Source organism: Nitrococcus sp. (genome assembly GCF_059432795.1).
This window is the reverse complement of record NZ_JBXWZQ010000124.1, coordinates 37,894-49,476: the sequence shown is the minus strand read 5'-3', so window position 1 is coordinate 49,476 and position 11,583 is coordinate 37,894. Positions and strand designations below refer to the sequence as shown.

Below are 11,583 nucleotides of genomic sequence, written 5' to 3'. Positions count from 1 at the left end.
GTTTAACTATGCAGAAGGTCCAGCAGGGCTTCACGCTGATCGAGCTGATGATCGTGGTCGCGATCATCGGCATCCTGGCCGCCATCGCCATCCCGGCCTATCAGGACTACACCATCCGCGCCCAGGTTTCCGAGGGCCTGAGCCTCGCCGACGGCGCCAAGACCGCCATGTCGGAGTTCTACAACAATCGTGGCTCGTTCCCCTCGAACAATGCCTCCGCCGGCTTGGCGCAGGCCGCCAGCATCAGGGGTAACTATGTGACCGGCGTCAACGTCGGCACGACACAGGGCATTGCCACGGTGACTTATGGCAACGACGCCAACACCACCATCAGCGGCGACACGCTTCTGCTCTCGGCCATTACCAGCGGGGGCGGCAGCCTGGTGTGGACGTGCCGGAGCACCACGCTCGACTCCAAGTACGTGCCCACGAACTGCCGCTGATCCCGATCCGGGAGCAACGGCCTGACGTTCGGCAAGAGCCCCCCAATTGGCGGGGCTCTTTTTTATTCGCCACGCCCATCCGCGGCGTGGCAGGCATCCGATGAAAGCGAAAAAAAAGGCGGGCGAGCCATGCGCACGATCACCCGGGGGTTTACACTGGTCGAGTTGCTGATCGTGGTCGCGATCATCGGCATTCTGGCCGCCATCGCCATCCCCGCGTATCAGGACTACACCATCCGCGCTCAGGTCGCCGAGGGCCTCGGACTAGCCGAATCGGCCAAGACGGCGGTGATGGAATTCTACAGCCTCTACTCCCGTCTGCCGGCCGGTAATGCCTCGGCGGCCCTGCCGACGGCGGCGAGCATCAGCGGCAACTACGTCGATCAGGTGCAGATCAACGCCGGCGTGATTCAAATTCGCTACGGCCAGCACGCCAACGCCCTCATCGCTGGGCAAAGCCTGTTGCTCTCGGCAGCCAGTGCCTCCGGCAACCTGATCACGTGGACCTGCCGCTCCGGCTCGATTGCCGGGCGCTACCTGCCGGTCAGCTGCCGCTGAGCGGGATGGCGCGCGGCAGGCTGAGACGGATGGGCAGGGTTTGGGCGCGCGCGCCGCTCTGCCGCCTCGCCGTGCTGGCAAGCATGCTGGTTCTCACCGCTTCGGTCTACTGGCCAGGGCTCGCCGGCGGCTTCACGCTCGATGACTTCCCCAATCTGGTCGATAACCCGGCGCTGACGCACGGGCCGCTCTCGCCGGCTTCCCTTTGGAAGGCGGCGTTCTCCATGGATTCCGGCCCGACCGGCCGGCCGCTGGCCATGCTCAGCTTCGCGATCGAGGCGCGCGTCTACGGCCTGAATCCCGGGGCGATGAAGCTCACCAACCTCGGCATTCACCTGCTCAACGGTCTGCTCGTCTACCTGCTGCTGCGCCGCCTCGTACGGCTTGCCGGAGCGGGCGAGACGGCCGACGTGCTGCCCTGGGGCCGGCCGGATGCCGTAGCGGGGTTCGTCACCGCCGCCTGGCTGCTCGCCCCGATCAATCTCACGGCAGTGCTCTATGTGATTCAGCGCATGGAAAGCCTCGCCGCGCTGTTCATGCTCGCCGGGCTGATCGCCTATCTCAACGGGCGCGAGCGCATGCGCCGCGGACAGCCCGGCGGCACGCCCCGGATCTGGTTGGGACTGGCCGGCGGCAGCGCGCTCGGACTCCTCATCAAGGAGAGCGCGGCGCTGCTGCCGGTATACGCCGTGCTGCTGGAGGCGTTGCTGTTTCGGGGGCGCACGCGCCACGCGCAGATCGATCGCCGGGTGCTGGCGCTGTTCGTCATCGTCCTCGTCATTCCCGCGCTGCTCGGTCTTGCCTGGCTGCTTCCCGGCATTCTCTCCGGGGGGGCTTACGCCAATCGGCCGTTCGACCTCAGCCAACGGCTGTGGACGGAAGGCCGGGCGATGTGGAGCTATCTGGGCTGGATCCTGGCACCCCGCCCCCAGGCTTTGTCGCTTTATCACGACGCCTACCCGCTCTCCACGGGCTGGCTGCATCCGATCACCACGCTACCGGCGGCGCTGGGGTTGGCGGGCCTGCTCGGAGTCGGCTTGTGGCTCTGGCCGCGGCGTCCGTTGATCGCACTCGGCCTGCTGTGGTTTCTCAGCGGGCATTTGCTGGTATCGAGCATTCTGCCGCTCGAACTGGTCTACGAGCACCGCAACTATATGCCGAGCATCGGCATCCTGCTCGCGCTCTGCGCACTGATCCTGCGCGAGCCATCGCGACCGGGCCTGCACCCGGCCCGATTGGGATTCATGATCTCCCTGATAGTGTTGTACGCTTGCCTGACCTTGCTGCGTGCCAACACGTGGAGCGACCCCTTGCGCCTGGCCACCACCGAGGCGGTTCGCCATCCCGATTCGCCACGCGCCAACTATGAGCTCGGTCAGGTCCTCACCGTGCTCGCACCCGATGCGTCTTCGCCGCTGTTCGCCCGCGGCATGGAAGCCTTCGCGCACGCCGCCCGCCTGCCGCACGCCGGGCTATTGCCTGCCCAAGCGCTGATTTTTCTGAGCGCGAAGCACGCGCTTGGGGTCGATGCGCAATGGTGGGGGGATATGAGACATATCATCGCGACGCGCCCGCTCGCCGTCCAGGACATCTCCGCGCTTTACGCCTTGATCAATTGCCGATCGCAGCGTGCGTGCCATTTCGACGATCGGCAGCTAGAGCGCACGCTCGCCCTCGTCACCCGGCGGAATCCGAATCGCCCGATTGTGCTGACGCTGCAGGCGAACTTCGCCGCCAATGTCACGCACGACTATCGCCAGGCACACGCGTTGATGCAGCGCGCGGTTGCGCTGACCCCGAGCAACGCCCAATTCTGGGAGAACCTGATCACGCTGCAGATCGCGCTCGGAGACCGGACGGGCGCGCGTAAGAGCATAGAGCGACTCGAAGAGCTGAACCGCTTTGGCTTTCTGGATGAGGTCTTGCGGGAGCTTCGCGCGGACCATGAGGCACGCTTCGCTCACCCATTACCTCGCGCCTCGGCCTCGTCATGAGATTCGCGTGGCGGGCGGATTCGACCTTGCGACCCGCACTGGCATGGCTTGCCATCCTGGCCGGCGCGTGGCTGCTGTACCGACCGGGGCTATCCGGCACTTTCCTGTTCGATGACTGGAGCAACCTGGCGGTGCTCGGTGATCAGGGCACGATCGATTCGCTGAACGAAGTCATCTATTACCTGACCTCCGGTTTCGCGGGTCCCACCGGCCGCCCCCTCGCGGCCGTGAGTTTCCTGCTGGACGCGAACACCTGGCCCACCGCCGCGGCGCCGTTCAAACGCACCAATGTGCTGATTCATTTGCTCAACGGCGCGCTGCTCTCGGCCCTGACGCTGCAGCTGGCGCGCGCGCTCGGCGCCCGGGGCGCGCGGGCAGCGTGGGTCGCGGTGCTCGCCGCCTCACTGTGGCTTCTACATCCCTTACTGGTGTCGACGACGCTCTATATCGTGCAGCGCATGGCCATGCTCGCGGCCACGTTCGTCCTGGCCGGTTTGCTCGGCTATCTGCATGGCCGCGCCTGGCTGTTGCGGGGGCATCTGCTGCGCGGCTACGCCTGGATGAGCGTCGCCGTGGTCGGTGGCGGCCTGCTCGCGACGCTTTCCAAGGAGAACGGCGCCCTTCTGCCGCTGTTCATTGCGGTATTGGAGAAAACGGTGCTGGATGGCCGCCGCACCGCGGCGCCGTTCGCCACACGCGGCTGGCGGCTCTGGCAGTGCGCCTTCATCTATCTCCCCATCGGTCTCCTGCTTGCCTACATGGCGAGCGCGCTACCCGCGCTCTGGCGGGGCGAGGCGGGTATCCGGGCGTTCACCCCCGGCCAACGCGTGCTCACTGAAGCGCGTATTCTGGTCGATTACCTGGCGGCGTGGTGGCTGCCGCGTCCCTACACCGGGGGACTTTTCAACGATGCCATCGTAGTCTCCGAAGGGCTTTTCACGCCCGCGGCCACGGCTTGGAGCCTGTTGCTGCTCGCGGGCTTGCTCGGCTTGGTCGTCGGGTTGCGGCGCAAAGCGCCGACGGTATCGCTCGCGATCGCCTTCTTTTTCGCCGGCCATCTGCTCGAGTCGAGCTTTTTGCAACTGGAGCTCTATTTCGAGCATCGCAACTACCTGCCGGCCATGCTCATGCCCTTGCCCCTCGCATGGTGCCTGGTAATGGGGCGCTGGGGAGGGGCGCGAACGCGGGCCGGCGTTTCGCTCGCCCTGCTTTGCCTTCTGAGCATCGAAACCGGACTGCGCGCCGAGCTCTGGGGCGCGCCTTTTCGCCAAGCGCTGTCCTGGGCGCGGGAAAATCCGCAATCCGCGCGCGCCCAAAACCACCTCGCCAGTCTTTGGCTGGAGACCGGCAATGTCATGGAGGCACGGCGTCTATTGTCGCGCTCGCTCGCCCGCAACCCCGATCACCTGATGACCCGGCTTGCCCTGTTCGGCGCGGACTGTCGCACCGGCGGCGTGACGGTTGCGGAAATTCAGGCCCTGAAAGAGACCCTGCGCACCGTCGATGTCAAAAATGCCGTCGCCCGGTACCAAATAGAAAAAACCCTTTCCTTTTTGCGGCAAGGGAATTGCCCTACCGTCGCGCCGGAGGTCTTCCAGGAGCTGCTAACCGCAGCATTGGCCAATCCGGCGAGCCGGAACACGCCCCGATGGCGGCAGACGGTGTTGCAGCAACGCGGTGAGCTGCACCTGGAGCAGGGACGGCCCCGCGCCGCGTACCGGGACTTTTTGGATGCGCTGAAGGCCCGCCCCCGATACGACGGCATCCTGAAAAATGCGGCGCTGCTCGCGACCAAGGGGCACCTGGAATTCGCTCTCGCTCTGCTAGACCGGGCCCCGCGGCCGAGCCGACGGGTAAACGGCGCATTCGGAATGGGTATGCTGCACCGTGCCTGGTTGCGTCATACGCGATATTACGCCCAGGAGATGAGTCATTTGCGAAACCAGATCCGCGAGGAGCTCGGTCAGCGGCGCGAGCAGGTTTCCTCCGACGGCGGCAACACCTGACCCGTCACCGCGAGGCGTATCGATCGTGCGGCGGGCGATGCGATGGCGCATCTGTGCAATCGTTGGCAGACCAAAGCCTTCAACGCGAATATATTTGGTTGCCATGAGCATTGCGCTGCGCGGCAAACCGAGTCCGCTCCGCCGAGCCTCGGCGTTGGGCATCATTCTGCCCGCCAAGGACGAAGCGGGGGCCCTGCCCGGACTCCTCAAAAAGCTGAGGGCGGCTTATCCGGACACCGAAATTCTGCTGATCGATGACGGATCGACCGATGCCACGGCCCGCCTCGCGCGCGAGCACGAGGCCAGCCTAATCCGCCATCCTTACAGCATGGGCAATGGCGCCGCGATCAAAACCGGAGCCCGGGCGGTAAAAAGCGACATCATCGTTTCCATGGACGCCGACGGTCAGCACCAGCCCGAGGATATCGAAATGCTGCTCGCCAAGCTTGATGAAGGCTACGACATGGTCGTTGGCGCCCGCAATCACGCCTCTCAGGCAAGCGTCGGGCGATCGCTCGCGAATCGTTTCTACAATGCCCTGGCGAGCCTGCTGGTGGGCCATCGTATCGAGGATCTCACGTCCGGCTTCCGAGCCGTCCGCGCCGCCAAGTTTCGCGAGTTTCTCTACCTGCTGCCCAACGGCTTCTCCTATCCGACCACGATCACCATGGCCTTTTTCCGCGCCGGCTACAGCGTGGCCTACGTCCCGATCGAAACCCGCAAGCGCAACGGCCATGGCAGCCACATTCGTCCGTTACGCGACGGTGCCCGTTTCCTGTTGATCATTCTCAAGGTCGCCACCCTGTATTCGCCGCTCAAGCTGTTCGCACCGGCGAGTGTGCTGTTCTTCCTGCTGGGGCTGGGAAACTATGCCTACACATACGCCATCGGGGGCCGATTCACGAACATGAGCGCACTGCTTTTCAGCGCCTCGGTCATCGTGTTTCTGATCGGTCTGTTATCCGAGCAGATCACGGCTCTGATGTATAAAGACAGCCGGGATTCCGAGTCTCGATAAAGCCGCCGGAATTTGGCGAGCCACGCGGCGCCGCGACGCGCTTCGCGAGAAGATGCCGGAAGCCTCCCCCGCCCCTCCTGTCGCCCGGTTTTACAGTGATACAGTTCCCATGATGCGTTCCAATATGTGAACCATTGCGTATCAACACCTTCCGAGTCCTAGCACGAAAATTGCTACAGCCTACCCCTGCGAACCTAACCATAAAGCACAGGGGGAATCATGCGACACACAACGATTAGAACAGCGGCTGCATTGACGGCCGTTCTCGCGTTGGGCACGGCATTTTCGGCACAGGCGGGAAGCGTGACCGAGTTCAACGCCGATACCGATGCCAATGCGAGTGATTTCGCGGTCGACGGTTTCACCATTCTTGACTTCGTCGCCGAAGGCCGCATCGGCGGGGCATCGACCTTCGAGATCGACGTGGGCAAGAACACGTCGTCGTCCTCCGACTTCTCGAGTGGCGAGCACGCCTGGTCGAACGGCGTCAGCGAGGCCTTTCGCCTTGACTGGGACGGTACAACGGCCACTTGGACCGTCGGCGGCGACGCCGTAGGCTTCTCGGCATTCGACCCGCTCACCGGGTTCAACTCGCTGCTCATCCGCACCGCGACGCCGGCTGCCGACTCCAGCGTCGTGTTCGACAGCCTCATGCTGGACAGCATGGCGCTCGGCTCTTTCTCCAGCGTCTACAACACGGATGCGAGCGACCCCGATCGCCTGGTGGAATGGCTTGCCATTACGGATGTCGGCAACCTGGCAAGCGGGTTCACGCTGACCGGTAACGTGGCCCTGGGGTGGGGATCGACGCAGCCCAGGAACTCCAACCTTGCCTTCCAGATCAAGGGCGCCAACACCACCACGAGCGTACCCGAACCGAGCAGCGTAGCGCTTCTGGGCCTCGGGCTTCTCGGTTTGCTCGGCCTCGGCGCAAGACGAAGGCGCGGCTGAGGCGCCGGCGCCGCGTCCAAACACCTCGCCAGGGAAGGCGAGCGTGCGACTTCGCCCGGCCCGCGGACTTTTGTCGAGCGCGAACAACACGGGCGCGGAAACGCCTTCCGCCCTCGTTGTCGAACCGGCCTGCCGCCAGGTCTGGATGCACGATCGGGGATGCTTCGCCGCTCCGGGGTCGCTACAATTGGATGATTGCTGAACCGGCAAGGCGCTGGAAGGCACGGAGGCCAAGGCAGGAGCTAGCCCGGGGCCGTGGCGGGCGAGCACAACTTCGTAGCTTACAGCGGATGACCGATGAACATCCCGTTCCGCCTCCTTGGTGTAATTGCCGTTGCGGTTGCAATTGGGGCGTTGACTGGCCACGGTTTCTGGGAGCTCACGGTCGCCGGCAAGCACCCGCTGGCATTTGCCGCGCTCGAGCTCTGCGTCGCCGCAACGCTGGCCGTCTCGCTATGGTTTTGGCGTCGCTATTCGCCACGCGACCCGCCTGCACCTCTATCATCGTTCGTGACGATTCCGCCCCAACAATCATTTCCCGAACACAATCATGCTTTAGAGAAGCTCGTCGATGTCCTGCCCGAGGCGGTGACGTATTTTGATGCCGAAGATCGACTCATCTATTGCAATCGCAGCGCGCGGCGGCTGTTCAATGGGGATGCCGCGACAGCGCTACCGACAATTCCACGTGCCGCCCTTACGGCACTCGAACCACTTCTGAGTGAAATCAGCAGTCGAGAGCCGGCGCCGGAGGAAACCGCCAGCCGTGCGCCGCGGCGGCAACTGGCCGATCTAATCCGCGAGCACCAACTCGCTCACGGATGCTGGCTTCACGTCCACGAACACCGCGACGAGGATGGTGGCGCATTGGGGGTATGGACCGATATCACGGCGATCAGGCAATGCGAGGAAAACGCCTGGAACCATGCCGGGCTCCTCGACAGCATGGTCGACGCCGTCGTCATCGTCGATCAGGGGTTTCAAATTCTGGAATGCAACCGCTCCGCCTCAGCGCTGCTCGGCCGCGATGCCAACGAGCTCAAGGGCAGTCCGTTACGCCTGCTGCTGCACCCGGAGCAAGCGGAATTTCTGCTGGAAGCCATTGCCGCCGGGGTCATGCGCGATGGGCATTGGCGAAACGAGCTGTGCCTTTACAGCGCAAGCGGCCAAGACATTACTGTCGAAGCCGTCTTCGGGCCCATGAGGGATACGGATGCTCAGCACTCCCACTCGTTGCTGGGTGTGATGCGGGATGTCCGCGCGCGCAAGGCGGCGGATGCCTACCTCGGCTATGTGGCCAACTACGACCCGCTCACCGCGTTGCCGAATCGAATGCTTTTCCGTGAACGACTCGACCAGGTCCTCGCTGCCGCAAAGTGGCGGGGACAGCAGGCCGCTTTGCACATCATCGATCTGGACAACTTCAAGCTCATCAACGAGGGACTCGGTCACGTTCAGGGTGACGAGGTGTTGCGCGGCATCGCACAGCGTCTTGGCGCAACGGTGCACCGCGGGGACACCCTCGCCCGGATCGGCGGCAACAAATTCGCCCTCATACAGACGGTCCTGCACCAGACCGAGCAGTCCGCCTTGCGCGCTCAACGCGTGCTCGAGGCGATCGGACCGACACTTACCCTGGCCGGTGGGCGCGAGCTCAATGTCAGCGCCAGTATCGGTATCGCCTTGTACCCGCAGAACGGCACCAATTCCGAAGATCTCACCCACAACGCGGGGCTTGCGCTCACCCGCGCGAAGGCGGAAGGACGCAACACCTACCGCTTCTTCGTTCGCGGCATGGAAGAGGAAATGCGGGTACGCTGCGCGCTCGAGCACGACTTGAGTCGGGCTCTGGCGCACCAGGAGTTTTTGTTCCACTACCAACCGCAGATCGAGCTGGCAACAGGTCGCGTGATCGGTTGCGAGGCACTGATCCGCTGGCGCCATCCGAAGTACGGCCTGCTCTATCCGAGTCGCTTCATCCCCATGGCCGAGGAGAGCGGCGCCATCGTGCAACTCGGCGAGTGGGGCCTTCGGGAGGTGTGTCGACAGCTCAAGACGTGGCAGCGGGACGAGCTGCCGATCGAGCGCATTGCCGTGAACCTTTCCGCCGTGCAGTTCCGCTACCCGGAATTCGCCTCGATCGTCGCACAGGTCCTGCAGGAGGCCGCGATTGACCCCGCCTGCCTCGAGCTCGAGATCACGGAATCGCTCGCCATGGAAGACCCGGCGCTGGCGGCGAGCATCGTCGCCGAGCTCAAGGAGCTGGGCGTGAAGCTCGCGATCGACGATTTCGGCGCCGGCTACTCGGCGCTGAATTACCTGAAGCGTTTTCCGGTACAAATGCTCAAAATCGACCGCTCCCTCGTCGACGAGCTCACGACCAGTCGCTGCGACGCGGCCATTACCCTTGCCGTCATCGAACTCGGGCACAGCCTGAATATGCAGGTGCTGGCCGAAGGCATCGAAACCCGGGAGCAACTCGAGTATCTGCGCCGCCACCGATGCGATTTCGGCCAGGGGGCCTCGTTCGCGACGGCCATGCCGGCCGCGGAGTTCGCCGCTTACGTGAACCGATCGGCGTAGCCGAGGCCCGCGGGACCGGCGCGATCGACCATTGGCCCTGGCGCTTACGGCACTCGCGCAACCCGGCGGAAGCGCCGTGCCGCAATGGTGTCGCTGGTGTGCGCACTAATGCCAATTCACAATGAACACACTAAGGGAAGGGCAACTGATGCCGCCGGCCGCGGAGGTGAACAATATGACGATCGCAATTCGTAGCGCATGCGTGATCGTAACGCTCTCAAGTCTCTGGCTGGGGGCTTGCACCACCTCACCCACCGGTCGCAGCCAGCTCAAGCTGTTCCCGGAGAATCAGGTGCAATCGATGGGCGTCAAGGCCTATCAGGAAATGAAACAGAAACAGCCCACCCTCGATGACACCGAGGTAACGCGCTACGTGCATTGCGTCGCCGATGCGATCACCCAAGTCTTGCCCGGTGAATACGGCAAGACCAGCTGGGAGGTCACGGTGTTTCGCGACAACCAGGTCAACGCCTTTGCGTTGCCGGGGGGCAAGATCGGCGTCTACCGCGGCCTGCTCGGCGTGGCCAAGACCCCGGCACAGCTCGCCGCGGTCATCGGCCACGAAATCGGCCATGTAATGGCCGGTCATGCCAATGAAAGACTATCCACGTCCTTTGCCACGCAAACCGGTCTCGACCTGGTCTCGATTTTCGCGGGGGCCGGCGGAGGCTTCATGAAGCAACAAGGCCTGGCGCTGCTCGGTCTGGGCGCGCAGGTTGGAATAATTCTGCCGTTCAGCCGCACGCAGGAAAGCGAAGCCGATGAAATCGGCGAGGAGCTGATGGCAAAGGCCGGATTTGATCCGCGGCAAAGCATCGAACTGTGGCAGAACATGAGCAAGGCGGGCGGCAAACAGCCGCCGCAGTTTCTCTCCACTCACCCTTCTCACGCAACGCGCATCGATGAGCTGCGCGAGCATCTGCCTAGGGCAATGAACCTCTACGAGCGCGCTCAGTTCGATGGGCGCAATCCGCAATGCACGCGTCCGACCGCCGAATAGCCCGCGAGCAGCGTAGAAATCCGCGTGCCTTGCGAGACGGAGCGTTGCCCCGGCCTAACGCCGGGCGAAAAAACGTGCCCGGCGGACGCGCAATCCGCTCGCGCAGGCGGCGGTAAACTTGCTAATCGAAAATCACCGTACGGTTTTCGTAGCAGAGCACCTTGCGCTGTATATGCGCCCAAACCGCGCGAGCCAAGACCACTTTCTCGAGATCCCGCCCCTTGCGTATCAACTCCTCTACGGGATCACGGTGGGTTATCGGCACCACATCCTGCGCGATGATCGGACCGGCATCGAGCTCCGGCGTGGCGTAATGGCTGGTGGCGCCGATGATCTTGACTCCCCTGGCATGCGCGCTGTGATAGGGCCGCGCACCGGGAAAAGCGGGCAGGAAAGAGTGGTGGATATTGATGATCTGATTCGGGTAACGGGCGACGAACTGCGGACCTAGGATCTGCATGTAGCGCGCGAGCACGACGAGCTCGATGCGTTGCGCGTGCAATAGATCGAGGATCTTGCGCTCCTGGTGCGCTTTGTTCTGCGCCGTAATCGAATAGACGTGATAGGGCAGACCGAACTGCTCGGCGACGCCCCGCAGGTCCTCGTGATTACTGAGCAGCATGGGGATCTCCACGCGCCACTCGCCGGATTGCCAGCGCGAGAGCAAATCGTAGAGGCAATGAGGCAGCCGCGAGACCATGATGGCGATACGCGGCACATCATCCGAGAAGTAGAGTCTCCAGTGCATTGCGAAGCGGCGCCCGATCGCCTCGTCGAACGCCTCGCCGATTGCATCGGCGGCGAGGCGAAAGCGCGCGAGCTCCCACTCGATGCGCATGAAAAAAACGCCTCGCCGCTCGTCCACGTGCTGATCGAGGTAAACGATGTTTCCCTCGTTGCGGGCAATGAAATCGCTGATGGCCGCCACGAGCCCGTGCTGATCCGCACTGTGTATCAGCAGAATCGCCGTGCGATCGGTCGCTGCGTTCACGATGAGCCCCCGGAATGCGTGCCCGCTGATGGAAAACAA

The 11,583-nt window shown here is 63.7% G+C and carries 9 protein-coding genes; 8 read left to right on the top strand and 1 reads right to left on the bottom strand.

Annotated features, from left to right (window positions below):
- Positions 1-8: 8 nt before the first annotated feature.
- The 8 genes from AC52Q4_RS09680 (at position 9) to AC52Q4_RS09645 (ending at position 10,553) form a co-directional block, all read left to right on the top strand.
- Positions 9-443 carry a pilin gene (locus AC52Q4_RS09680; RefSeq protein WP_495536592.1) on the top strand — a complete coding sequence of 145 codons (435 nt, stop codon included), beginning with the start codon at positions 9-11 and terminating at the stop codon, positions 441-443.
- A gap of 129 nt (positions 444-572) precedes the next feature.
- Positions 573-1,001 (top strand): pilin, encoded by a 429-nt coding sequence (locus AC52Q4_RS09675; protein ID WP_495536589.1) that lies wholly within the window; start codon positions 573-575, stop codon positions 999-1,001.
- Positions 944-2,995 (top strand): tetratricopeptide repeat protein, encoded by a 2,052-nt coding sequence (locus AC52Q4_RS09670; protein ID WP_495536588.1) that lies wholly within the window; start codon positions 944-946, stop codon positions 2,993-2,995. Before AC52Q4_RS09675 ends, AC52Q4_RS09670 begins: the two co-directional genes overlap by 58 nt.
- On the top strand, positions 2,992-5,001 hold the full coding sequence (locus AC52Q4_RS09665; protein WP_495536587.1) for a tetratricopeptide repeat protein: 2,010 nt from the start codon (positions 2,992-2,994) through the stop codon (positions 4,999-5,001). Before AC52Q4_RS09670 ends, AC52Q4_RS09665 begins: the two co-directional genes overlap by 4 nt.
- Before the next feature lie 103 nt (positions 5,002-5,104).
- Positions 5,105-6,019 carry a glycosyltransferase family 2 protein gene (locus AC52Q4_RS09660; RefSeq protein ID WP_495536586.1) on the top strand — a complete coding sequence of 305 codons (915 nt, stop codon included), beginning with the start codon at positions 5,105-5,107 and terminating at the stop codon, positions 6,017-6,019.
- A 219-nt stretch (positions 6,020-6,238) separates the two neighbouring features.
- The gene (locus tag AC52Q4_RS09655) at positions 6,239-6,970 is read left to right on the top strand and encodes a choice-of-anchor W domain-containing protein (RefSeq protein ID WP_495536585.1); all 732 of its coding nucleotides are present in this window, start codon (positions 6,239-6,241) and stop codon (positions 6,968-6,970) included.
- A gap of 297 nt (positions 6,971-7,267) precedes the next feature.
- Positions 7,268-9,553: a putative bifunctional diguanylate cyclase/phosphodiesterase gene (locus tag AC52Q4_RS09650; protein ID WP_495536584.1), complete on the top strand. Its 2,286-nt coding sequence runs from the start codon at positions 7,268-7,270 to the stop codon at positions 9,551-9,553.
- 121 nt (positions 9,554-9,674) lie between these two features.
- On the top strand, positions 9,675-10,553 hold the full coding sequence (locus AC52Q4_RS09645) for a M48 family metallopeptidase (protein WP_495536583.1): 879 nt from the start codon (positions 9,675-9,677) through the stop codon (positions 10,551-10,553).
- Positions 10,554-10,674: 121 nt separating this feature from the next.
- Here AC52Q4_RS09645 and purU read toward each other — a convergent pair whose 3' ends face one another.
- Entirely contained in the window at positions 10,675-11,544 is an 870-nt protein-coding gene (purU, locus tag AC52Q4_RS09640; protein WP_495536582.1) for a formyltetrahydrofolate deformylase, read from the bottom strand.
- Positions 11,545-11,583 lie beyond the last annotated feature (39 nt).